The organism is Lentzea atacamensis (assembly GCF_003269295.1).
Lineage (GTDB): Bacteria > Actinomycetota > Actinomycetes > Mycobacteriales > Pseudonocardiaceae > Lentzea > Lentzea atacamensis.
On sequence record NZ_QLTT01000003.1, the window covers coordinates 381242 to 405237 of the forward strand.

Consider the following 23996-nt stretch of genomic DNA (forward strand, 5'->3'; position numbering starts at 1 on the left):
CGGTGGTTCGCGAGGCGGACGAGGTGTGTCCGGTATGTCGCCGGCCTGTCGTGTGCTCATGCGGCACCAAATGCACCCACATCGGTTGAAGAATGAGCTAGATTAATCCTGTTTCTTTTTGTCCGCTGTTGAGGGAGTCGATTTGGACAGCGTGCGGTCCTTGCGATCGGTGGAGAGCAAGTCGCCTGCCGTGACCCGGGCCGTGGCGCTGGTCGAGGAGCTCGCCCGGCAGCGCCGGCCACTCGGCATCGCCGAACTGGCCCGCTCGCTCGACCTCGCGAAGTCGACGGTGGCGAACCTCTGCACCGCCCTCGAGGGCACGCACATGATCCGGCGGGTCGACGGCAGGTGGGCGCTCGGTTACAAGGTGGTCGAGCTCGGCCAGGCGTTCCTCGCAGGTACCGACCTCGTCGACGAGTTCCGCCGGGGTGCGCACGAACTGCCGGTCGGCGCGCAGGAGACGATGCTGCTCGCCGTGCTCGACGGTCTCGAGGTGGTCTACCTCGCCCGGCACGACGGCAGCCAGCCCGTGCGCCTGGCCAGCGACATCGGCCGGCGCATGCCCGCGGTGGTGACGGCGCTGGGCAAGGCGATGCTCGCGTCGCTGCCCGACGACGAGCTGGCGGAACGGCTCACCGGCGTCGGCCGGCTCCCCGTGCTCACATCGAGGTCGCACCGCACCGTGGACGAGCTGCGGCGTGACCTCGACGAGACGCGGCAGCGCGGCTACGCGGTCGACGACGAGCAGAACACCGAGGGTGTCGTCTGCGTCAGCGTGGCCCTGTCCGGCACGAGGATCCCCACCGCCGTGAGCGCGACCCTGCTGGCGGCCCGCATGACCGACCAAATGCGCACCGGACTCGTGCGCGATCTGAACGTGCTCGCCGCCGGCCTCGCCCGGTCCGGAGCCCTCTAGGCCGGAGCTCCTCGGCCGCGGCTGTCGCGAACGAGACTTGCAGCACACGGCCCAACCGAAATCGCGTCACGATCCGCAACGCCGGGCGTCTCAATTCGCGGACAGCTCCAAACCGCGCCCGGCCAGCACCGATATCGTTGCGAAACCTCAAGTGGTGCTCAAGTTGTCTAAGCGTTACAACAAATCTGAGTAACCTGTTGCGTGATTGAAAGTTGTACCAAATGTTGAACGCGTGGCGTTCTGTCTCATTCGGTACGACCCTGATGCGGCAAGGGAGTCGGGGATGGCGCTGTCCGAGACTGGTGAGCGACTGATCACCTGGCGTCCCGTCGGGCGCCGTCGGGAACTGCGCCAGATGGTCGCCGGAGTGCGAGAGGCCGCCGCCGGCCGGATCGGTGTTCTGCACCTGCGTGGACCGCGTGCGATCGGGAAGTCGGCGTTGGCCGAGTTGCTGCGCGACGAGGTGTGCGACGAGGCGGACGTCCTCGTGACCACCTGTGGCGGCGACGAGGACTTCACCGTCGCGCGCAGCCTGTTCGGCGTGGACGCGGTCGACGCGCTGCTGACCGGGCGCGACGCGCACGCGCGGCTGTACGCGATGAACGAACTGGTCGTCCCGCGTGCGGTGGAGCGGCCGCTGGTGCTGGTCCTCGACGACGCCCACCTCTGCGACCGCGCGACCGCCCGCTGGCTCGCGGTGCTGGCCCGGCGGATCCCCGCGCCGCCGGTGTACGTCGTGCTGGTCTACCCGTGTGCCGAGAGGATCGCGGCCGAGGAGATGTTCGCCGAGCTCAGCGGCGCCCTGGACACGACCACGATCGACCTCGGTCCGTTCGGCGAGGCGGACGTGACGGAGCTGATCGCCCGCGAGTGCGGGTTCATCCCCGAGCGCGAGACCGTCCTCACCGCGCTGGAGTGCACCGCCGGCGTCCCGGAGGTCACGCTGGCCTGGGCCGCGAAGGCCTGTGCCCGCAACACCACGCCCGATGTCGAGGCGGAGCTCGCCGCGTGGCAGCACGCCTGGCTCGAGGACCAGCCGGAGTCGACGCGCCGGTACCTCACCTCGGTGGCGGTGCTCGGCAGCACCGAGCCCGCGAGCGCCGCGACCCTCGCCGAGATCTCCCCTGCGGAGGCCGAGTGGAAGCGCAGGGAACTGGTGCCTCTCGGCGTGCTCACCCCGGACGGGTGCTTCCGGTCGCCGGTGTTGCGCGAGCGGCTGCTCGGTGCGCTCGGCACGGAGAAGCTCGCGGAGGTCCGGACGAGGGCGGCGCGGCTGCTCACGGACGAGGGGCGGCCACAGGAGGAGATCGCCGAGCTGGTCATGCTGCTGCCCGCGCTGACCGAGGTGTGGATGTTCTGTGCGCTGCGCGGCGCGGCACGGGAGGGCACGCTGAGCGCGGAGCTGGCGGTCAGCTACCTGAGGCGGGTGCTGGACGCGGTGCCCGGACACCTCGACACGCGGCAGGAACTGGCGGCCCGGTTGACCGAGATCGACCCGTCGGCGGCGATGGACGTCTACGCGGAGCTGCTCGCCGACGTCACCGACCCGGCGGTCCGCGCTTCGGTCGCGATCAGCTGCGGTGCGGTGGCACTGCGGGCGGGCCGTGGCCCCGAGGGGTTCCGTCTGCTCACCGGCTATCTGGCCGAGGAGGGGCGCGCCGGCCGGCTCGCCGCGATCGGCCCTGAGCTGCGAGCCCAGGCCGAGGGCATGGCCCTGGCCAACGGGTTCGGCGGTTCGGCCACCATCAGCCAGGCGATGGACCGGGCGCGCGTGATCACGTCGCCGGAAGGCAGGGCGGAGGGCGGCCGCCGGCTCGCGCAGCAGCTCGCGAGGGCCGAGGTGCTGCGCGGCGAGTCGCTGCCGGCGGCACTGGGTCACCTGCGGTCCGCGCTGCCCGCGCCCGGTGGTGTCCGTGAGTACTGGGACGTCTTCACCGTCCCGTCGCTGCACTTCTGCGGCGAACGGGCCGCCGCCATGACGCTGGTGGACGAGATCGTCGTGGCCGCGTCTGCGTCCGGTGACGCGCACACCCGCAAGCTCGCCCTCGCGACGCGGGCCGGCCTGGCGTTCGACTCCGGCGACCTGCTGCAGGCGGGGCAGGACGCCGGCGCCGCACTGGAGATGGCCGGTCCCGAGGACTTCTGCGCACTGACGGTGCTGGCCGCGGTGCTGGTGCGACGCGGAGACACCGACCGGACCGAGCAACTCCTGCACCGCATGCGGACGCCACGCGACGCGGTCGAGTACGGCTGGGCACTGGACGCCAAGGCGCACTGGTTGTGGAACTGCGGCGACCACGACGCTGCGCTGGACATGCTCCAGCGGTGCGGCCGGGAGTTCGACGCGATGGGAGTGCAGAACCCGGTGCTCGTGCCGTGGTGGATCGACGCCGTCGCGGTGACCGTGCGGCTGGGCAGACTGAGCGCGGCCGCCGAGATCGCCGAGCGCGGCGCCGACGCCGCGCGCAACTGGAACACACCGGCCGCCCGCGGCTACGCCCTGCTCGCCGAGGGGATGAGCACGGGAGACGTGGAGACGCTGGAGCAAGCCGTCGTCGAGCTGGGAGCGGCCGAGTCCCGGCTGTGCGAAGCGCAGGCGCTGCGCGCGCTGGGCAACGCGCTGATGCACGCGAACGACGAGAAAACGGCCCGCAAGCACCTGCGTGCGGCGATGGACATCGCGGTCCGCTGCGGTGCGAGCATGGCCGCTGACCGGGCGCATGAGCTGCTGACGGCCGCGGGTGGACGGGTGAGCGCCGTGCACGCCTCGCCCAGGGACGCGCTCACGAGCGGTGAGCTCAGGGTCGCCGAGCTGGCCGCGGACGGCCTGACCAACCGGGAGATCGCCGAGAAGCTGTACGTCACGGTGCGGACGGTGGAAAGCCATCTCTCGAACGCCTATCGAAAACTGGGAGCCCAGACCCGCACCGAGCTCGCGGTGGAGCTGCGATGAGCCGGGAGGGGACGATCGTGCTGGTCGAACGGGATGCGGCGCTGGCCGTGCTGGAACGGTCGGTGCGGATGCTCGCGTCCGGCAGGTCCTCGCTGCTGGAGATCTGCGGACATCGCGGCACCGGCCGGACCGCCGTGCTCGACCACGCCGTGAACCTCGCCCTGCGCGGGGACGTCACGGTGCTGACCGCCGCGGGCGGGTGCGCGGCGCTGAACGGATCCGGTGGCGTGGTGGCCGAGCTGATGTCCCAGCTGCACCGGGACGACCGGGGTCCGGCGGCCATCGGCGCGCTGGTGGAGCTGGCTCGCCGCACGCCGGTGCTGATCGCCGTGGACGACGCGGACCTGGTAGATACCGAGTCACTCGCCTGGCTCGCGAGTCTGGCCGGACGGGCCGTCCAGGTGCCGATGGTGGTCGTGGTCGTCACGGACGCCCGTCTGCCGGTGCTGCCCGGCGCCACGACGGTGCCGTTGCGCCCGCTCGGGCACGACGGCGTCTCGGTGCTGGTGACCAGCAGGTTCGGCAGGCCGGGCGACGACGAGTTCGCCGGGGCGCTGCACCACCACACCGGCGGTCGCCCCGCGACGTTGTGGCCGCTGCTCGACCGGTGCGCCGAGGACGACCTGGAGCCCGTCGGCGCCAGCACCGACGCGGTGGCGGGCATCGCCGCCGAGGTGCTCGCCGACTACACCACGCGGGCCATCCGCTCGCTGCCCGCGGAGGTCGTCGACCTGCTGAGGGTGATCGCGGTCTGCGGTCCGTCGTTCCCCGTCGACCTGATGGGAGTGCTGGCCAGGCTGCGGACGATCTCGCTCGGCCGCGCGCTGGAACTGCTGGCCGGCGCCGGGCTGGTGACGGATCAGAGCAAGCCGGAGCTGACCGCGGGCATCAGGGTGTCGCGGGTGCTGGAGGGCATGTCGGCGCAGGAGCGCGAGGACCTGCACACGAGGGCGGCCCGCCTGGGACACCAGTGCGCCGTGTCCCCGTCCGAGGTGGCGCGGCTGCTGGCCGCAGCCTCACCGCTCGGCGAGCCGTGGGTGGTGCCGCTGCTGAGGGCGGTGGCACGCGACGAGGTGGACGGCGACCGTCCGGCCGAGGCCGTCGGTCACCTGCGCCGGGCACTGGCCGAACCGGTCGAGCCGGTCGTGCGGGCGGAGCTCGTGCTGGACCTGGCGGTCGCGGAGTGCGCGGTCGCGCCGGCCGCCGCGGACCGCAGGCTCGCCAGGATGCTGCTGGAAGCCCAGCCACCGGAGTGCGGGGACGTGCGGCTGGCGGCGGCGGACCAGCTGTGGGGACGCGGTGACGCCGCCCTGCTGCGCCGCACGCTCACCGCCGTGCGGAGCGGCCAGGGCGATCGCGACGCCGTCACGTCGTTGTACTGGATTGCCGACGATGCCCCGGTCGAGACCCCGGAGCTGGGCATTCTCGACACGGCGGAGCTGCCCGTCGCGTGCGGGAACCCGGACCACGCCGGTGTCGCCGCGTGGATGTGGACGTGCCTGGGCGTCGACGCCGAGCACACCAGGGCGACGGCGAGGATCGCGCTCGAGGCACCGGCCAAGCTGCTCACGTCCCGCCTGTTCGGCTGCCTCTCGCTGGCCGCGCTCGACGACACCGCCGACGCCGTCGCCGGGCTGGACCAGGTGATCGCCGAGGCCCGCAGGAGGCGGCTGACCACAGTCGTGCCGCAGGCGCTGATGATGCGGGCGAAGGTGCGCGCGATGACGGGCGACCTGGACAACGCCGCCGCCGACATGGAGCAGGCGCAGTCGGCGTACCCGCTGGAGAACCTGCACCCGGACGCGCGCCCGATCATGATCGCGGCGGACATGCTCGTGAACATCGAACGCGGCCGCCTCGACCGCGCGATCGAACTGTCCGCGACGCAGCCGGACGAACGGATCGGCTTCGGCTACGCGCGGACCTTCTTCACCTTCGCCCGCGCCGTGCTCGCCCTCGTGACCGGCGACCTGTCAGAGGCCGTGGCACGGGCGGACGAGTGCGGCCGCTGGATGCTGTCCCGGCAGTGGGTGAACCCGGCAGTCCTGCCATGGCGTTCGGTCGCCGCGGCGGCACTGGCCGCGACAGGCGACCACGAGCGCGCGGCCCGCGTGTGCACGCGCGACCTCGAGCTCGCCCAGCGCTGGGGCGCGCCCAGCACGATCGCCAGGGCCCACCTGAGCTGCGCGGCGGTCATCGGCGGGGAAGCCCACCTGCGGGAAGCCGTCCGCCTGCTCGCCGATTCACCGTTCCGGCTGCTGCGCGCGACCGCACTGCTGGAACTCGCCCAGGTCGTGGACCCGGCGTCCGCCGCGCCGATGATCACGGAGGCGGCGGAGATCGCCGTGCTGTGCCGATCGGCCCCGCTCGTCCAGCGGGCCCGCGGGCTCGGCTGGGAGCCCACCGCATGACGAGAGGATGCGCGACCGGAGTGCTGCTCGAACGCGATGACGAGACGAGCCTGGTGGCGCGGGCTCTCGAGCAGGCCCTGGACGGCATCGGCAGTGTCGTGGTGCTGGCAGGCCCGCTGGGCAACGGCAAGACCGCGTTGCTCCGGGCCCTGTCCCGGCATCCCGGCGCCGCGTCCTTCTCCGTGCTGCACGCCTCCGCGACCCTGATGGAACGCGATCACGCCTTCGGGGTGGTCCGGCAACTGCTCGAGCCGGTGCTGGCGGGTGCGCCGGCGCAGGTGTGGTCCGGGCCCGCGGCACTCGCCGGTCCGGTGTTCGACCGGGACGGCACCGGTCGCCTCGACGACGCCGCGCAGCCCGTCCAGCTCGGTCTGCTCAGCCTCAGCCGCAACCTCAGCACGATCAAGCCGCTCTTCGTGCTCGTGGACGATCTGCAGTGGGTCGACGAGCCGTCGCTCGCCACGCTCGAGCTGCTGGCCGGCCGCATCCGGCACCTGCGGGTGGTGCTGGTGGTGACGGTGCGCGAGGGAGACCCGCTCGCCGAGCGCCCCGCGGCGGCGTCGGTGCTCGCGGCGGCCACCCGGCGGCTGCGGCCGCGGCCGCTGAGTCCGGCCGGGGCCGCCAAGCTCGTTCGCGCCAAACTGGGGCGCGAGTGCGACGAGGCGTTCGGGCTGGCCTGCCACGAGACGACCGGCGGCAACCCGTTGCTGCTCACCGGGCTCGCGCTGGCGTGGGCGGTGGGAGGTGAGCCGCCGACGGAGGCGAACGCCGAGTTGGTGCGTGCGGTGCGCCCGGCGCAGGCCAGGGAGCGGCTGGTCGCCTGCATGCGGGCGCAACCGGAGCCGGTGCGGCGGCTGCTGAAGGCGGCGGCGGTGCTGGGGGAGTCCGCCGAACTGGACGTGGTGAGCGTGCTCGCCGGTCTCGACGAGCCGTCGACCGCGGAGATCGTGCGCGCTCTGGGCAGGCTCGGGCTGTTCCGCGGTGCCGGCTTCGCCCATCCGGGCGCGCGGGAGGCGGTCGACGACCTGATGTCCGCCGGTGAACGGGAACAGTTCCATCTCCGGGCCGTGCGGCTGCTGTACGACCTGGGCAAACCCGTGGAGACGGTCGCCGGGCAGCTGCTCGCCACCTCGACGCCTCAGGGGCTGTGGGCGGTGGAGGCGCTGCGGGACGCCGCGCACGTCGCACTGCGGCGTGGCGCACCCCAGACCGCGGTCGCCTACCTGCGGCGCGCTCTGCTGGACACGTCCGTCGACGGTCCGGACCGGGCGACCGTCCTCGTCGACCTGGCGAGCGCGGAACGCCTGCTGGACGTGAACGCAGCGGTGCGCACGCTCTCGTACGCGGTCGCGCTGCTGCCCGGTCCCCGTCAGCGGGCGGCCGCGTTGATCAGGCTCACGCCGGCGGTCATGGGGGACGCGCCGGACGCTGTGGTGTCCATCCTGCGCGGGATCTTCGAGGAGTTCGGGCGGCCGGAGCAGCTCAGCGGTGTCGATCGGGATCTCGCCCTGCGGCTCGAGGCCAGGCTGCGTTTCATCTGCCGGACGGAGTCGTGGGGACTCGCCGGCACCTGCACGAGGCTGGACGAGCTGCAAGAAGGCGAGTGGACCGACAGCGGAGCGGCCCGTGAGCTGGTGTCGGTGCTGGTCAACTCGGCCGCGTTGACAGTGGGGGTGCCCGCGCGCCGGGTGGCGGTGCTGGCCGAGCAGCTGCTGGCGCGCGAGCCCGCGTCATCGGCCCACTCGGCCAGCGCGGCGCCACTGCTGGTGACGGCACTGGGCGCGGCGGACTCGCCGGGGGTGGTGGCCGGCTGGCTGGAACGTGCGCTCGTTGCCGCACAGCAGCGGGGTGACGTCGTCGAACAGGCGATGATCCGCACCGAGCAGTCGCTGATCCACCTGCTCACCGGACGGGTCGGCGACGCGACGCTCGCCGCGACCGATGCGCTCGACCTCGGTGCGTGGAACTGGGGTTCGGTCGGCACGTCCGCCGCTGTCGTGTCGGGCGCCGTCGCACTGCAGCTCGGTGATCCGGTCCTCATCGGCCGGCTGCTCACCTCGGTCGAGGCGGAGCCGGCGAACCCGTGCCTGGCCACGATGACCGGGCTGCTGCGCGGACACGCGGCCGTCGCGCGGGGAGAGCACGCCGTGGCGGCGCTGACGCTGGCCGACTGCGGCGCGCACCTGGACCGGTTGGGCTGGCGCAATCCCGTGCTGTTTCCCTGGCGGTCGGCGCTCGCGCTGGTCAAGCTCAAGCTCGGTGCCACGTGCGACGCGATCGCGCTGGCCGAGGAGGAGCGGCTGATCGCGGAGGAGTGGGGCGCGGCGTCGGGCATCGGGCGGACCCTGCGGGTGCTCGGGCGGATCGTCGGAGGTGACCGCGGTCTGGACCTCACCGGCCGGGCGATCGACGTGCTCCGGACCTCGGCGCATCGGCTCGAGCTCCTCCACGCGTTGAGGCAGCGCGCCGAACTCACGGAACTCTCCGACTCGTGGCGTTCCTGTCTCGAACTCGCCGAGGAAATCGGCGCGCAGCGGATTGCGCACCGCGCTCGCGTCGCACTCGGTTTCACCGCGCCTGTGAACACCGGCGGGAAACTGACTCGGTCGGAGCAGAAAGTCGCGATGCTGGCGGTGAGCGGCCGATCGAACCAGGAAATCGCGGAGATGCTCGACGTCACTTCGAGGGCGGTTGAGAAGCACCTCACGAACACCTATCGCAAGCTCGGGGTGCGGCGGCGCTCGGAGCTGGCCGAGGCACTCCGGAGCGTAGGTTCGGCGTCACCGGCCTGATGACCAGCTGTCACCGGTTCGGGGTAGTGCAACCCATGCGTTACGGCTAATGCAATCACCTGAACAGTGTATCTCTGACTCGGTACACGTCATACGTCTGACCGTACCGTCACGCTCTGTAGGCCCCGTACCGAACCATAGGTGGAACGGCACCACAGTATTTGGTACGCGACGTTGACCCGGACTCCTGCACCTCCCTAACATTTTCGTAGATCCGTGGAAGTTTCAACGAACTCGGAACCATTCCGCAGAAAGTTCGGAGAAGGCGCGATCTCGACTCGGTCGAGTGATCGCGGTCACGCGATCGGGTAGTCCAGGAATCGTGTTTCGTCGACACGACCGTGTCCTTCGGGAAGGTGGATCGACAATGACGGAAACCGTGGTCGAATGGGAACCCTCGGTGGATGTCAGAGCCCCGTTTTCGGGCCTGCGGCCGGTGAGCGACTCCTCGCCGGAACCGGCGGACTTCCTGGCCAGAGTGCGGGCTGTCGGCGAGAGGTGGGACGGCGACCGCCACGGCGAGCTCGTGGACGTCCTGTTGCAGGCGGCCGGTGACAACCCCGAACTCGCGAACCTCGTACGCAGCAGCGGGTCGATCCTCGAGCAGTTCCTCGAAGGTTTCCGGCGCAACGCGGGCACCGGTGCGGGTGGGAGCGTGCCGCGGGACCTGGCCGCGGAGCTGATCGCCGGCCGCTCGGTGCCGCAGGCCGTGCTGGACAGCCTGGCCGCGCGCTACCTCGTCGTCGTCGCCCGCAGCTGCGCCAACGGGCGCGGCAAGGCGGTGCCGGCCGAGGTCGCGGGCCCCGGTGTGCTCAGCACCCGCCACGAAGGTGACCTCGTGCTGCTGATCCCGGACATCGACGCCGGTCGTACCACCCGCATCACCGGGCATCTCACCCAGTGGCTGAACGGCAACGGCTGGCTCGCGGTCGCGAAGCGGGGTCGGGCGCAGCTCGCGGACGGCTTCCGCGAGGCGGGCGACGTCCTGCGCCTCGTCGCGGCGGGCAGGCGTCCGAGCGGGATGTACAGCATCAGCGACGTCCTCGTGGAGTACGCGGTGATCCGTCACCGGGGGGTTGCGGACAACCTCGTCGCGGTGATCAAGCCGCTGCGCGCCCATGCGGTGCTGTGGGAGACGCTCACGGCGCTGATCGACGCCGACTACAACCGCAACAAGGCGGCGAAGAACCTCTTCATCCACCGCAGCACGCTCGACTACCGGCTGCAGCGGATCGCCAGCGTCACCGGGTGCGACCCGACGAGCGGACGCGGCGTGCAGCTCCTGACCGCCGCCCTGATCGCCGACGCGGTGCGCTGACCGGGACGTCCTGGAGGCGCCGGCACCTCCCCCTTGGCCTCGATCACGTTTGGTGACACGAAACGACTTCCGTCATCGGCGCATCGTCGAACGAAGGTCGAACATCGACGAGAATTTCGACGAAACCGTCGAACGCGATGGATTCTCTTGACGGTCGTGTTGTGTTCGTGTCACATTCGCGTTCATATTCGAAGCGCTTCGATTCCCCTTCGGAGGTGTCGGCGTGGTCACCATCGTGGACGTGGCAAAACATGCGGGTGTCGCACCCAGCACGGTTTCGTACGTGCTGACCGGCAAACGTCCCATTTCGGCCCAGACGAGTGTGCGGGTGCGGGAAAGCATCCAATCGCTGGGCTACCACCCGCACGCCGGAGCGAGAGCGCTGGCGAGCAGCCGGACGAACGTGCTGGCACTGGTTCTGCCGCTGCGCGAGGGTGTGCAGCTGCCGGTGGTGATGCGGTTCGTCACGTCCGTGGTGTCCACGGCGCGTGAGCAGGACATGGATGTGCTGCTGATGACCGCGGCCCAAGGTGCGGACGGCCTGCGCCGCGTGGCCGGCGGAGCCGGGGCCGACGGCTTCCTGCTGATGGACGTGGGTCTGGACGACGAGCGCGTGCAGGTGGTGCGTGAGCTCGACCGCCCGGCCGTCCTCATCGGTCATCCCGCGGCTGCCGCCGGGCTCACCTGCGTCGACCTGGACTTCGAGGCGGCGGGAGCGCGGTGCGTGGAGCACCTCGCCGGGCTCGGGCATCGCAGCATCGGCTTTCTCGGTGCGCCGGGCGTGGTCTACGCGCGGAACACCGGATACGCGCAACGGACGCTGGCCGGGTTCAGCACGGCGGCCATGCGCCGCGGCGTCGTGTCGACCGCGCTGCCGGCCGAGCCGCGGTACGACTCGGTGCACGCCGTCGTCCGAACGTTGCTGCGCGAGCTCCCGCAGATGTCGGCACTGGTCGTGCACAACGAGGCAGTGCTGGGCTGGGTGGTCGAGTGCCTGCGCGCCGAAGGGCGGCGGGTGCCCGACGACGTGACGCTGATGGCGATCTGCCCGGACGAGCTCGCCGAGCGCATGCGGCTCACGTGTGTGCGGTTGCCGGCCGACGTGCTCGGCCGGTGTGCGGTCGAGCTGCTCGTGGCCAAGCTGAACGGGCAAAAAACGCCTGCGCTCACGTTGCTGCCGCCGGAGTTGTCGAGTCGCACCGGTCGTGCTTTTCCTTCGGGCATTCCCGGAAAATTAATCCCATAATCCGTGCGGTCGGGTTCGACGCGTTCGATGTCAGGTTCGACCGCAGGAAATGCCCGGCAACGGGCATCAATTCCGTTCAATGGCGTGCGGAAAGGAATCGAATGAAGATCATGCGTGCGTTCGTGGTCGCGATGGCGGCCGTCCTGACGGTTTCCCTGGGGGCTCCCGCCGCGCAGGCGGCGACCTGGAGTTCCTCCGACAGGTGGGGAACCTGGTCGAACGGCGGATACACGGTGCGCAACAACATCTGGGGCAGCGGCTACGGTCCGCAGACCGTCTGGGCGAACTCCTACAGCAACTGGGGTGTCTGGGCGAACCACCCCAACACGGGTGGCATCAAGTCCTACCCGCACTCGGAGAAGATGGTGAACCGCAGGCTCAGCTCGATCAGGAGCCTGTCGAGCAGCTTCAACGTGTCGTACCCGAACTCGGGTGCCTACACCACGGCCTACGACATCTGGGCCAACAACAACGCCTACGAAATCATGCTGTGGATGAACAAGGTCGGTGCGGTCGGCCCGCTCGGTTCCTGGCAGGCGTCGGTGTCGGTCGGCGGTCACAGCTGGAACGTCTACCGGGGTTCCAACGGTCACAACGAGGTGTTCTCGTTCGTCCGCACGTCCAACACCGGATCCGGCACGGTGAACATCAAGGCGGTCATGGACTGGATCCGCAACCGGGGCTGGTTCGGTGACGTGACGGTCGGTGCCGTGCAGTTCGGCTACGAGATCACGTCGTCCAGCGGTGGCCTGAACTTCACCACCAACAGCTTCTCCGTCTCCGGGGGCTGATCGGAGTCCCGTCGACAAAAGCGCCGCCCGCCGGATCTCCGGCGGGCGGCGCCACGTCTGCTCGATCTGAGCGGGAGGATCAGCTCGGGCAGACCATTCAGTAAGCGTTGGTCAGGCAGGCCAGGCGGTCACCGGCGGTGCCGGCCTTGCCGTGCTCGGTGTGGGTGGCCGTGGCGTGCACGACGACCGCGTTCGCCTCGCCCTTGCGGAACTCCCAGGCAACCGTCGCCGAGGACGTCGCCGCGCCCTTGTCGTCGGTGGTGAAGTCCAGCCAGATCTCGTTGTCCCGGTTGGCGTACTTCGAGTCGACGCTCGGCGACACCGGGTCCTTCTCGTTCTGGTAGTGCGGGCCGGAGTCTGCGGGCTTCGCGCCGCACGGCTTGGTGTGCACGTGTGAGCCGTACTGGGTGTTCGGCAGCAGGCCCGACACGGTCAGGGTGACCGCGGTCTTGCCGTTCTCGATCTTCGCCGACGTGGCGAGCTGCGCGCCGACCGGAACCCGCTTCGCGTCGTACGTGATGGCCTTCGGCTGCTCGCCGCCGGCGGCCGGTTCGGCGACGGCGGTGCCCGCGACCGAGGTGACCGGCGTCGACGTGGGGGACGGCTTGGCCGCATCGCCGGAGGAGCAGGCGGTGAGACCGCCCGCGAAGAGGACGGCTCCGGCCAGAACCGTCGCGGTCATGCGCATTTTCTCTCCTTGGTCGAGTGTCCGCAGTGGACGATATCGTTTCCGGCCGGACGTCCGAAAAGGACAAACCGTCTTGGCGGAAGAAGTTCCGCCGATTCCGGAAGCCGCCACCGGTGCGCACCTCGTGTGGAACCATCCGCACATCAACGGCGTCCGCGGAGAGGACCGTCCGATGGCGTACCCGCGAGTTTCCGGGCGGAGCCCGGCCACTTCCGACCGGCTCGGCTCCATCAGCCTCGCCGCGATGGCCGCGGCGCTGGAGCTGGAGCCCGGCGCGGTGAGATCTATCGGCGACACGGTGCGGGCGCTGCGCGTCGCCGGGCGGCACGAGTGGCTCGTCCGGCGGTGGCTGCGGGCGTTGTCCGCACACGCCGTGGTCGAGCTGGACGGCGACGTCTACCGCGTGCTCGGTGAGGCGCCCGCCGCCGATCCGGACGAGCTGGTCCTCCTGCACGCGCGACTCCGGATTCCGGCCGAGGTCGCGCGCCTGCACCGCCGCGCACTGGTGTACCTGCCGGAGCTGCTCTCCGACGAGCTCACTGCGGCCGACCTGCTCGCACCGGACAGCACGGTGCTCGGCGCGCTGGCCGGGGAAGGGCTTTCCTCGCTCAGCGGTGAGCTCGACGAGGCCGGCGCCGAGTACGTGCGACGGACTGCGCGTGCCAGGCAGGACCTGGTCCGGGTGGTGGAGCTCGGGTGCGGGGCGGGACGCCTGACGGCCGCGGTGCTGAGGGAGTCACCCGGCCTCATCAACCACTACCGGTTCACCGACATCGGTGCGCAACCCCTGCGCGCGGAGGGCCTCGACATCAACGAGGACTTCGCCGCGCAGGGCTTCGCGGACGGCACCGCCGACATGGTCGTCGCCGGGCACACGCTGCACCACGCCGTCAACATCGGCAGAGCGTTGTGCCGGATCCGCGATCTCCTGGTGCCCGACGGCGAGCTCGTGCTCACCACACCGGTCGAAGACGACCCGATGGCGCTCACGTCCACGCACTTCCTGCACTCGCCGGCGCCTGGCGGCGAGGTCGTGCGCGGTGGGACGATCTTCCCGGGCGCGCACCTGTGGCGCACCGCGTTGCGGGCCGCAGGATTCACGCCGCTGGAGGAGATGTCGGTCGGCGTCTCGTCCTCGGCGCGGCTTCACCTCTTCCACGCGGCCCGTGAGGCAATGTGAGCGCGAATGCTCACGACGAAGGGGAATGACAGTGACGGTGCTGGACGGGATCCTGGCGGGAGTCCAGGAGGACCTGGCACAACGGCAGAGCCAGGTTTCGCTCGCCGAACTGAAGGCACGCGTGTCGGACGCGCCGCCCCCGCTGGACCCGCTGCCGGGCTTCCGCGCGCCGGGCGTGTCGATCATCGCCGAGGTCAAGCGGAAGAGCCCGAGCAAGGGCGAGCTCGCCGCGATCCCGGACCCGGCGGCGCTGGCCGCTGCCTACGCGGCGGGCGGTGCGGCGGCGATCAGCGTCCTCACCGAGCAGCGCCGGTTCGGCGGTTCGCTGCAGGACCTGGCGTCGGTCCGCGCGGAAGTGGACGTTCCGGTGCTGCGCAAGGACTTCATCGTCACGCCGTACCAGCTGTGGGAGGCGCGGGCGTGGGGTGCGGACCTGGCGTTGCTGATGGTCGTCTCGCTGCCGGGCGGGCTGCTGGACGAGCTGCACGGGCTCGCGCTCGAGCTCGGGCTGACGCCCCTCGTCGAGACGCACACCGAGGACGAGATCGCTCGGGCGGTCGAGCTGGGTGCCGAGGTCATCGGGATCAACGCCCGCGACCTGACCACGCTGGAGGTCGACCGTGCGGTCTTCCAGAAGCTGGCGCCGCACCTGCCGGAGAGCTCCGTGCGCATCGCGGAGTCCGGGGTGGCAGGCCCTGAGGACGTCGCCGAGTACCGCCGCTGGGGCGCGGACGTCGTGCTGGTGGGAGAGGCGCTGGTGCGCTCGGGTGATCCGCGGTCGTCGATCCGCGAGTTCATCGGCTCGTAGAACCAGGTCTTGATCTCCACTTTGGTGGAGCTCTTAGCGTGGTCCCCGTCAAGGTGATCGAGACGGGGATGTGGTTGTGGTGCGTGCTGTCCGTGTGCACGAGTTCGGTGGACCCGAGGTGCTGGTAGCGGAGGAGGTTCCGGACCCGGTCGCCGGTCCTGGACAGGTCGTGGTCGGCCTGGACGCCGCCGACGTGATCTTCCTCGACACGCTGCTGCGGAGCGGGTGGGGCGGCGAGTTCTTCCCGCTGAACCCGCCGTACGTGCCGGGCGGGGGCGGTGCGGGGACGGTGCTCTCGGTCGGGGAGGGCGTGAATCCTGCCTGGCTCGGCCGGCACGTCGCCGCCCGCGGGTCCGAGGGTTACGCGGAACGGATCGTCTACTCCGCCGATGAGATCGTCGCGGTGCCGGAGGGCGTGAGCTCGGCGGAGGCCGCGGCCATGGTGCACGACGGCGTCACCGCGCTGAGCCTCCTGCGCGGCGCGAAGATCGCGCAGGGCGAGTGGGTGCTGGTAGCGGCCGCCGCGGGCGGCGCGGGATCGCTGCTGGTGCAACTGGCGCGCGACGCCGGCGCACGGGTGGTCGCCGCGGCTCGTGGTGAGGCGAAGCTCGCGCTGGCCCGCGAACTGGGCGCGGAGGTGGCGGTCGACTACTCGGTCGCCGGCTGGCAGCAGCAGGTCCGGGAGGCGGTCGGCGGAGCCGGTGTCGATCTCGCCTTCGACGGCGCCGGGGGACCGCTCGGCCGGGCCGTGTTCGAGACCGTCGCCCCTGGCGGCCGCTTCGTCACCTACGGCTCCGCGGAAGGCTTCGCCGACATCGACCCGGAGCTGGCGGAGCAGCGGCAGGTGCACGTGCACAACGCGCTGGCGGCCGGGCCTCCCGACCCGGCGACCGTGCGCGAACTCCTCACGGAGGCGCTCACCCTCACCGCGCAGGGCCGGATCCGCCCGTTCATCGGCGCAACGTTCCCGTTGGCACAGGCCTCGGAGGCGCACAGGTCGCTGGAGCAGCGCGCCACGATCGGCAAGTCGCTGCTGCTCATCTGACGCTCCTGCGGCACTCCGCTCAGCGGCTCACGTGGTCGGCACCAGGCCCCGGTCGCGCAGCCACGCCAGCTGCGCGACCGAGTTCGACCCGTGCCCGCCACCGTGATCGGCGAACGGCCACACGGTCATCGTCCGGTCCTCGCCCGCGTAGTGGTTGAACGCGGCGTACACAGTGGACGGCGGGCAGATGGGGTCCATCAACCCGACGCTGAACAACGCGGGTGCGGTGGCCCGCTGTGCGAAGTGGACACCGTCGAAGTAGGACAGCGTGGCGAAAGCCGGTTCCACACCGTGCCTGCTGTGCCAGCGCAGGTACTCCGCGAGCTCGACGTACGGCCCTTCCCCGCACACCTCCGCCGCCCGCCGGAAGTGGCACAGGAACGGCACGTCCGGCAGCGCCGCCGCAACCTCGGTGAGCCCGGCGACCGCGATCGTCAGCCCACCGCCCTGGCTGCCGCCCGCGACGATCACCCGTTCCGGGTCCAGCCCGGGCAGTTCACCGACCGCGTCCACCGCGCGGACGCAGTCGGTGATGAGGCGCCGGTAGTAGTAGTTCTCGGGCGAGTCGATGCCGCGGGTCATGAAACCCTTGGCCCACTGCGGACCGCCGCCCGCGTTCTGGTCCGGCGTGTCGTGCCCCTGGCCGCGGCTGTCGACGACGAGCTGCGCGTACCCGGCGGCGGACCAGAACAGGTGGTCGGTGGGCAGGCCGCGGCCGCCGGTGTAGCCGATGTACGTGACGACGACGGGCAGCGGACCCTCGGCGTCGCGCGGCCGCAGCAGCCACGCCGCCACCGGTTCGCCGTTCCAGCCGGGGAAGCGGACGTCGTCCACCTCGACCGTGCGCAGCAGGTGCTGCTCGGTGACGCGGTCGGTTTTCACGGCGCCGCCGAGGGCGCGTGCCTCGGCGAGGGTCTGGTCCCAGAACGCGTCGAAGTCCTGTGGTGCCGGCATTTCCGGGCGGAAGTTGGTGAGCTCGGCGTGGGTGCCGTCGGTCAGCGGCATCGAGGCTCTTTCGCGAGATTCGGGGTGTGAGAAAGGGGGGTGGCCCGCCTCCTGCCGCAGGGACGGGCCACCGGTCTGGTGCGGGCGTGCAGCGGCGTGGGGAGCGCGTGGACGAGGTGCGTATCGACTCGGCGTGAGGGTGGTGGCCCGCCTCCCGCCACAGGACGGGCCACCGTTCCGGCCCAGGCGCGCAGCCGCCTGGAAAAGGGTGGTGGCCCGCCGCCGCCGGAAGGCGGGCCACCGGTCTCAGCCGCCCGAGGAGAAGCGGAAGGCGGTCATGCGGAACTCGCCGTGCAGTGTCACCCGCAGGTCGTGGACCCCGGCCAGCGGTGCCGCCAGCGCCGCCGACGCGGTCGTCCACGTGTAGCGGTCGCCGGTGACCGGGACCGCGATCTCAGCCAGCAACTCCTCACCGGTCCAGAAGGCCACGCGCGCGTCGGAACCATCGCAGGCGAGTTCGGCCTCGACCCCGACCGCACCGGACAGGTCGACCGAGCGGAACAGCAGCGTCGCCGGCTGGGCGGGGTCGGTGGGGGTGATCGCGTCGCCGGTCACGCGGGTGGCGTCGACGATCGTGGTGCCCTCGTGGTCGTCGAAGTCGACGGCGAGCAGGCGGCGGTCGACGCCGGCGCGCGGTGCCGGGGCCGGGCCCGCCACCGTCAGCGGTGCGGTGAGCACGAGGTCGGTGGCGGAGCGGGCGACGATCACCTCGTAGCCGCCGGGGTCGACGGTGAAGGCGCCGGTCGCCACGTCCCAGTGGGCCAGCTGGTCGGTGGAGAGGCGGAAGCTCAGCACGTGGCTCTCCCCGGCGGCGAGCCTGACCTTGCGGAAGTCGGCCAGCCGCAACTGTGGTGCCTCGTAGCGGGCGTCGAGCGCGCGGACGTAGAGCTGGACGACCTCGCTGCCGCTGCGAGCGCCCGTGTTGGTCAGGGTCACCGAGACGTCGACCGCGCTGCCCGGGGTGACGGTGGCCGCGGACAGGATGAGGTCGCGGTGGGCGAACTCGGTGTAGGACAGGCCGTGGCCGAACGGGTACAGCGGCGCGGGCTGGTGGTACTGGTACGTCCAGCCCGCCTTGATGATGTCGTAGTCGAGGGGGTGCGGCAGCTCGTCGTCGCCGCGGTACCACGTCTGCGGCAGCCTTCCGGACGGCTCCGCCTCGCCGAGCAGGACGGCCGCGACCGCCCTGCCTGTCTCCTGCCCGCCGTGGGAGGTCCACGCCACGGCGGGCAGGTGCTCGTCGGCCCAGTCCAGGGCGTAGGGGTAGCTGCTCATCACGACCAGCGCGGTGTCCTTGCGGACGTTCGCCACGGCGCGCAGCAGCGACTCCTGGGCGTCGGGCAGCGCGATGCCCGCGCGGTCCTCGGTCTCGCGGCCGTGGATCAGGGGGTGGTTGCCGAGGACGACGACCGCGACGTCCGCCGAGGCGGCGGCGGCCAGTGCTTCCGCGGTACCGTCCCGCAGCAGTTCGCGTTCCCAGCGCTCGGCGGCCTCCGGCGTCTCGGCGGTGACGCTCACCCGGCCGTCGACGGGGTCGACGGTGGCGTAGCGGCCCGACAGCACGTTCTGGAACAACACGAAGTCGCCCTCGGGCACCAGGCGGAACGTCTCGCGGACGTCCCAGCTCTTGATCTGCACCTGGTCCGCCACCAGCGAGTCGTCCTCGTGGTCGAGCCGGAGGTAGCGCCCGGTCTCCGCGGACCGCAGCGTCAGCACCCCGTCTCCCCAGTCGTCGACGTCGAACGGGGTCTTGCCGAGCAGCTCGCCGCTGGTGCGCGAGCGCAGGGCCACCCGGTCGGAGCCGTCCGCGACGAGCACCTCGCCGTCCTGCCCCTGGATCACCGACCTGATGCCGTCGGCGACCGTGACCTGGTACGGCAGCGTGCCGCTGTACCAGTCCTCGCACAGCGTGTCGGCGAGCGGGCCGATGACCGCGACCCGCAGCGCGCCGCTGGCGTCGAGCGGCAGCAGACCCTCGTTGCGCAGCAGCACCACCGACTCGGTCGCGGACTGCAGCGCGAGGGCGCGGTGCTCGGCGCAGTCGATGACCTCCGGGCCGATGGCGGCGTAGGGGTCGAGCTCGGGGTCGAACTCGCCGAGCCGGAAGCGCAGCGCGAGCTGCCGGCGGACCGCACGGTCCACATCGGACGAGTCGATCAGGCCGCGGTCCAGCGCCTCACGCAGGCGGCCGACTGGCGTGTCGCTGTCCTGACCGTGGTCGGTGAAGCTGTCGATGCCCGCCTTGAGCGCGGCGGCGTGGGACTCGGCGTGGTCGTCGAAGTAGTGCTCCGGGTCGACCAGGTTGGACGGCGCCTCGGCGTCGCTGACCACGAACAGCTCGTGGCCGGTCACCTCTGCCCAGCGGCGCAGCTCCGTCTCGATGAGCGGGCTCACGTGGCACGGGCGGCCGTTGACCAGGTTGTAGCCGGCCATGGCGCCGGTGGCGGTGCCCGACTCGACCACGGGACGGAAAGCGGCGAGGTCGTACTCCTGCAGCACGCGTGGGCGCAGGCCGGACGAGGTGACGCAGCGGTCGTCCTCGTTGTTGTAGGCGAGGAAGTGCTTGAGCACGGGGGCCGCGCGCAGGAACCGGTGGTGCTCACCCACGAGGCCGCGGCAGAACGCCACGCCGAGGCGCGCGGTGTGCAGCGGGTCCTCTGAGTAGCCCTCCTCGTTGCGGCCCCAGCGCGGGTCGCGCAGCAGGTTCAGCACCGGCGCCCACGCCTGCAGGCTGTTGGTGCCCGTGCCGATGGCGGTCGGGCGGTGGTAGTGGAACGCGCGCAGCTCGACCGAGGTGGCCTCGGCGACGCGGCGCACCAGCTCCTCGTCCCACGTCGCCCCCAGCCCGACGGCCTGCGGGAACACCGTGGCCTCGCCGAGCCAGGCGACGCCGTGCAGCGCCTCGGTCCCGGTGCGGAACGCGGCGACGCCCAGCCGGGGCACGGCCGGCGAGTACTGGTGCAGCATCGCCAGCCGCTCGTCGAGCGTCAGCCGCTCGATCAGATCGTCGATGCGCTTCCGCAACGGCAGCGCTGGGTCGCGGAAAGGCAGTCGATCGACGGCGGACATGGACTCGGAAACCACGTGGTAACCCCTCAGGTCGGAGCTAGCGGCGAAGCGTTTCGACGGTGGCACGCTTAGGTTTCTGCTGTCAACGGTCTTGTTTCATGCGAGTTGCGTCACTACTGTGCCCGACATCTGTTTAAGCGCTTCGACACTTCGACGATGAAGGATCGGTTCCGCCATGGGCAACGAGTTGAACCGCAGAAGCTTCCTGAACGCCGCCGTCTCGGCCGCAGGACTTGTCGCGATGGGACCGCTGCTGTCCGCCTGCGGCGGGGGAGGTGCGCAGCGGGCCGGCGTGAACTCCGAGGCGGGCCTCAAGGCCGCACTGCCGGCCTACGTCCCGAACACGTCGATCCAGCCGGACATCCCCTCGGTGGCCGGTGGCCCCGACGCCCTGACCAACCCCGGCTTCCTCAAGTACCCCGCGAACCGGATCGCCACGGTGTCGGGTGTGCCGGGCAAGGGCGGCAAGTACTCCACCGTCACGCCGCTGTGGGGCACCATTCCGCCGGCCGACAACTCGTTCTACCAGGCGATGAACTCCGCGCTCGGCGTCGAGCTCCAGATGAAGCCGGCCGACGGCAACAACTACAACACGATCATCCCGACGATGACGGCCGCCAAGCGGCTCCCGGACTGGATCCAGCTGCCGACCTGGTGGAACTCGCAGTTCAACACCGGCGGGCTGGCCGGGACGCAGCTCGCGGACCTGACGCCCTACCTGTCCGGCGACAACGTCAAGAAGTACCCCAACCTCGCGGCCATCCCCACCGCGGCGTGGCGGACCGGCGTCTGGGGCGACAAGCTGTACGGCATCCCGTCCTTCTCCTCCGGGTTCCAGGTCGCGGGCATCATCTACTACCGGCGGGACATCTTCGAGGCCAAGGGTATCAGCCCCGACCAGGTGAAGTCCGCTGACGACCTGATGAGCCTCGGCAAGGAGCTGACCGACGCCAAGAACGGCGTGTGGGCCTTCGACGACGTCTACCGCTACATCTACACCGCCTTCGGTGCGCCGCTGAAGTGGAAGGTGGACAACGGAAAGCTGGTCCACCTGTACGAGACCGAGGAGTTCTACGCGGCGCTCGACTGGAACCACCGGCTCGCGACCGCCGGGTACGTGCACCCCGACGCGCTTGCCGGCGACAACGCCAACGGCAACACCCGCTTCTACGGCGGAAAGACGTTGATCTCCAGTGGCGGTACGGGAGCGTGGAACCTCTCCGACGCCCAGTCCGGCGCGGCCGCCAACCCGAACTACCGGCGCGGGGCGTTCAACATCTTCGCCGCCGACGGCAAGAGCGCGCCGCGGATCGACATGGGCGCCGGCTCCAGCCTCATGAGCTACCTCAACGTCAACCTGAAGCCGGAGCAGATCGAAGAGCTGCTGTCCGTCGCGAACTACCTCGCCGCGCCGTTCGGATCCGCCGAGTACACGATGATCAACTACGGTGTCGAGGGCCAGCACTTCACCATGGTCAACGGCGAGCCGACGCACACGGACGCGGGCAAGAAGGAGGTCCAGGCGCAGACCTACCCGTTCCTCGCCACACCGGCCTCCGCGGTCAGCAGCCCCGGCAACCCGCAGGTCACCAGGGACTACACCGACTGGCAGGCGGCCAACGTCAAGGCGCTCGCCAAGCCGGTGTTCTGGAACATGAACATCAGCATGCCGCAGGCACAGGCCACGGCCGACGCCGCGCAGTCCGTCGAGGACACCATGAAGGACTGCATCCACGGCAAGAAGAAGGTGTCCGACGTGAGGGACGCCGTCGCGGCATGGAAGACCAGCGGTGGCGGGGACAAGCTGATCCAGTGGACGACCGAGAACGTCCTCGAGAAGCACGGCACCGGGCAGTGACCACCGCACCAACGCACCAAGCGGGACGACCGGCGAGGCTGAACTGGCGCATCAGGCTGCGGCGTGACCGGTCGCTGATCCTGATGACGCTGCCCGCCGTCGTCCTGCTGCTGGTCTTCAACTACGCGCCGCTGTTCGGGCTGATCACCGCCTTCCAGGAGTACGACCCGCTGGTCGGGGTCTGGAACAGCCCGCTGGCGGGCTTCGACCAGTTCGAGCGGCTCTTCGGCGACCCGCTGTTCTGGGGAGCGGTGCGGAACACGCTCTACCTCAGCTTCGTCCAGCTGATCCTGTTCTTCCCGATCCCGATCGCGCTGGCGCTGCTGCTCAACTCGGTGCTCAGCCAACGGATCCGCAACTTCATCCAGTCCGTCGTCTACCTGCCGCACTTCTTCTCGTGGGTGCTGGCCATCACGATCTTCCAGCAGATGCTCGGCGGTGCGGGAGCGCTCAACCACTTCCTGCGCAACAACGACATCGGCACCTGGGACATCATGACGAACCCGGACACCTTCGCCCTCCTGGTCACCGCACAGGTGATCTGGAAGGAGGCAGGGTGGGGGATCATCGTCTTCCTGGCCGCGCTCGCCGCGATCAACACCGACCTCTACGAGGCGGCCGCGGCGGACGGCGCCGGACCGTGGCGGCGGCTGTGGCACATCACGCTGCCGGGTCTGCGCGGCGTGATCGTGCTGCTGCTGGTGCTGCGCCTGGGCAACGCGCTGTCCGTCGGCTTCGAGCAGTTCCTGATCCAGCGCAACGCCGTCGGTCACGACGCGGCGGACGTGCTGGACACCTTCTCGTTCTACTACGGCATCGCCACCGGCGACTACAGCTACGGCGCGGCGGCAGGTCTGTTCAAGAGCGTCATCTCCCTGCTGCTCATCTGGGGTGCGAACAAGCTGGCGCACGCCTTCGGCGAGGACGGGTTGTACAGGAAATGACCAACACACTCACGATCGAACGCACGAGCGCGAACGCGGACGCGCCGAAACCGGCGACCCGCCGCAGGAAGCCGAACGATCGCGCGCCGTGGGAGGAACCTCCGACACCCGTCGGCCAGGCCGCCAAGGGGCTGACCCTGGGCGTGGTGCTGCTGATCATGGTGGTGCCGCTGTGGATCGTCGTCGTGACCAGCCTGTCGACCCAGGCCGCTGTCACCCGCGCGGGCGGCCTCGTGATCTGGCCGGACGGCATCACCTTCGAGGCCTACAAGGTGATGCTCGAAGACGTGACCGTGCGCAACGCGCTGCTGGTGAGCCTCGGCATCACCGCGGTCGGCACCCTCGTGTCGATGGCGGTCTCGATCATGTGCGCCTACGGGCTGTCCCGTTCGCGCTCGTTCGCGCACCGCTTCCTGCTGACCCTGTTGATCGTCACCATGTTCGTCAACGGCGGCCTGATCCCGACCTTCCTGGTCGTCACAGGGCTGGGCGGCTACGGCGCGTGGTGGTCGCTGATCCTGCCGAGCGCGATCTCCGTCTTCAACATCCTGGTCCTGCGCGCCTTCTACTCGAGCACCTCCACCGACCTCATCGAGGCCGCGCGGATCGACGGCGCGGGGGACTGGCGGATCCTGTGGTCCATCGTCATGCCGACCTCGCGCGCGGTCACCGCCGTGATCGCGCTCTTCTACGGCGTGGGGTACTGGAACGCGTTCTTCAACGTCATGTTGTACATGCCGACCGACAGTGAGAAGTGGCCGCTGCAGTACGTGCTGCTGACCTACGTCAACCGGGGCAACGGCATGCCGGGCTCGATCAACTCCGGCTTCGGCACGGCCTTCTCGCAGACAGCGCCGCTGTCGCTGCAGATGGCCGTGGTGGTGCTGACGCTGGTTCCACTGCTCATCGTTTATCCGTTCGTGCAGAAGCACTTCCGCACGGGCGTCCTGACCGGCGCTATCAAGGGCTGAA

General features: G+C 70.6%; 16 protein-coding genes. 13 read left to right on the plus strand and 3 right to left on the minus strand.

The genetic code is table 11. The features are described 5' to 3' along the window. Positions 1–169 precede the first annotated feature (169 nt). The 7 genes from C8D87_RS16360 (at position 170) to C8D87_RS16390 (ending at position 12427) form a co-directional block, all read left to right on the plus strand. Complete coding sequence (locus C8D87_RS16360; RefSeq protein ID WP_233442184.1) at positions 170–916, plus strand: IclR family transcriptional regulator; 747 nt, start codon at positions 170–172, stop codon at positions 914–916. Positions 917–1199: 283 nt separating this feature from the next. Continuing rightward, the gene (locus tag C8D87_RS16365; protein ID WP_112227298.1) at positions 1200–3869 is read left to right on the plus strand and encodes a helix-turn-helix transcriptional regulator; all 2670 of its coding nucleotides are present in this window, start codon (positions 1200–1202) and stop codon (positions 3867–3869) included. Next, complete coding sequence (locus tag C8D87_RS45915) at positions 3866–6280, plus strand: ATP-binding protein (protein WP_170166446.1); 2415 nt, start codon at positions 3866–3868, stop codon at positions 6278–6280. Before C8D87_RS16365 ends, C8D87_RS45915 begins: the two co-directional genes overlap by 4 nt. Then, complete coding sequence (locus C8D87_RS16375) at positions 6277–9072, plus strand: ATP-binding protein (protein ID WP_170166447.1); 2796 nt, start codon at positions 6277–6279, stop codon at positions 9070–9072. Before C8D87_RS45915 ends, C8D87_RS16375 begins: the two co-directional genes overlap by 4 nt. Positions 9073–9439: 367 nt before the next feature. Further along, positions 9440–10390 carry a PucR family transcriptional regulator gene (locus C8D87_RS16380; protein ID WP_112227300.1) on the plus strand — a complete coding sequence of 317 codons (951 nt, stop codon included), beginning with the start codon at positions 9440–9442 and terminating at the stop codon, positions 10388–10390. Between the two features lie 223 nt (positions 10391–10613). Further along, positions 10614–11636, plus strand: a complete 1023-nt coding sequence (locus C8D87_RS16385) for a LacI family DNA-binding transcriptional regulator (protein ID WP_112227301.1) — start codon at positions 10614–10616, stop codon at positions 11634–11636. 101 nt (positions 11637–11737) lie between these two features. After that, positions 11738–12427, plus strand: a complete 690-nt coding sequence (locus tag C8D87_RS16390) for a GH12 family glycosyl hydrolase domain-containing protein (RefSeq protein ID WP_112227302.1) — start codon at positions 11738–11740, stop codon at positions 12425–12427. A 97-nt stretch (positions 12428–12524) separates the two neighbouring features. Here the strand turns inward: C8D87_RS16390 and C8D87_RS16395 are convergent, their stop codons facing one another. Beyond that, complete coding sequence (locus C8D87_RS16395) at positions 12525–13109, minus strand: superoxide dismutase family protein (protein ID WP_146231623.1); 585 nt, start codon at positions 13107–13109, stop codon at positions 12525–12527. Positions 13110–13188: 79 nt separating this feature from the next. Here C8D87_RS16395 and C8D87_RS16400 point away from each other — a divergent pair, with 79 nt between their 5' ends. The 3 genes from C8D87_RS16400 to C8D87_RS16410 all read left to right on the plus strand — a co-directional run bounded on the left by C8D87_RS16400 (position 13189) and on the right by C8D87_RS16410 (position 16148). Next, a complete protein-coding gene (locus C8D87_RS16400; RefSeq protein WP_112227303.1) occupies positions 13189–14295 on the plus strand; it encodes a class I SAM-dependent methyltransferase in 1107 nt (368 codons plus the stop codon). Between the two features lie 31 nt (positions 14296–14326). Next, positions 14327–15103, plus strand: a complete 777-nt coding sequence (trpC, locus tag C8D87_RS16405) for an indole-3-glycerol phosphate synthase TrpC (protein WP_112227692.1) — start codon at positions 14327–14329, stop codon at positions 15101–15103. Positions 15104–15182: 79 nt separating this feature from the next. Then, positions 15183–16148 carry a zinc-binding dehydrogenase gene (locus tag C8D87_RS16410; RefSeq protein ID WP_112227693.1) on the plus strand — a complete coding sequence of 322 codons (966 nt, stop codon included), beginning with the start codon at positions 15183–15185 and terminating at the stop codon, positions 16146–16148. 27 nt (positions 16149–16175) lie between these two features. Here the strand turns inward: C8D87_RS16410 and C8D87_RS16415 are convergent, their stop codons facing one another. Both C8D87_RS16415 and C8D87_RS16420 read right to left on the minus strand, forming a co-directional pair. After that, positions 16176–17153 (minus strand): acetylxylan esterase, encoded by a 978-nt coding sequence (locus tag C8D87_RS16415; protein ID WP_112227304.1) that lies wholly within the window; start codon positions 17151–17153, stop codon positions 16176–16178. Between the two features lie 246 nt (positions 17154–17399). Further along, complete coding sequence (locus C8D87_RS16420; RefSeq protein ID WP_215732330.1) at positions 17400–20237, minus strand: glycoside hydrolase family 3 protein; 2838 nt, start codon at positions 20235–20237, stop codon at positions 17400–17402. Positions 20238–20397: 160 nt separating this feature from the next. Between C8D87_RS16420 and C8D87_RS16425 the strand changes: the two genes are divergently transcribed. Genes C8D87_RS16425 through C8D87_RS16435 form a run of 3 tightly spaced genes read left to right on the plus strand, consistent with a single transcriptional unit; the run spans position 20398 to position 23995 of the window. Continuing rightward, positions 20398–22080: an ABC transporter substrate-binding protein gene (locus C8D87_RS16425; protein ID WP_112227305.1), complete on the plus strand. Its 1683-nt coding sequence runs from the start codon at positions 20398–20400 to the stop codon at positions 22078–22080. Next, on the plus strand, positions 22077–23024 hold the full coding sequence (locus tag C8D87_RS16430; protein ID WP_233442128.1) for an ABC transporter permease: 948 nt from the start codon (positions 22077–22079) through the stop codon (positions 23022–23024). Before C8D87_RS16425 ends, C8D87_RS16430 begins: the two co-directional genes overlap by 4 nt. Then, positions 23021–23995 carry a carbohydrate ABC transporter permease gene (locus C8D87_RS16435; RefSeq protein ID WP_112227307.1) on the plus strand — a complete coding sequence of 325 codons (975 nt, stop codon included), beginning with the start codon at positions 23021–23023 and terminating at the stop codon, positions 23993–23995. The genes C8D87_RS16430 and C8D87_RS16435 overlap by 4 nt, the downstream gene beginning before the upstream one ends. Position 23996: the final 1 nt, after the last annotated feature.

What these genes read in the sequence shown, in the direction of transcription:
- C8D87_RS45915 (WP_170166446.1), top strand. Translation starts at nt 3,866, where the DNA reads ATGAGCCGGGAGGGGACGATCGTGCTGGTCGAACGGGATGCGGCGCTG.
- C8D87_RS16435 (WP_112227307.1), top strand. Translation starts at nt 23,021, where the DNA reads ATGACCAACACACTCACGATCGAACGCACGAGCGCGAACGCGGACGCG.
- C8D87_RS16380 (WP_112227300.1), top strand. Translation starts at nt 9,440, where the DNA reads ATGACGGAAACCGTGGTCGAATGGGAACCCTCGGTGGATGTCAGAGCC.
- C8D87_RS16390 (WP_112227302.1), top strand. Translation starts at nt 11,738, where the DNA reads ATGAAGATCATGCGTGCGTTCGTGGTCGCGATGGCGGCCGTCCTGACG.
- C8D87_RS16365 (WP_112227298.1), top strand. Translation starts at nt 1,200, where the DNA reads ATGGCGCTGTCCGAGACTGGTGAGCGACTGATCACCTGGCGTCCCGTC.
- C8D87_RS16375 (WP_170166447.1), top strand. Translation starts at nt 6,277, where the DNA reads ATGACGAGAGGATGCGCGACCGGAGTGCTGCTCGAACGCGATGACGAG.
- C8D87_RS16395 (WP_146231623.1), bottom strand. Translation starts at nt 13,109, where the DNA reads ATGACCGCGACGGTTCTGGCCGGAGCCGTCCTCTTCGCGGGCGGTCTC.
- C8D87_RS16425 (WP_112227305.1), top strand. Translation starts at nt 20,398, where the DNA reads ATGGGCAACGAGTTGAACCGCAGAAGCTTCCTGAACGCCGCCGTCTCG.
- C8D87_RS16415 (WP_112227304.1), bottom strand. Translation starts at nt 17,153, where the DNA reads ATGCCGCTGACCGACGGCACCCACGCCGAGCTCACCAACTTCCGCCCG.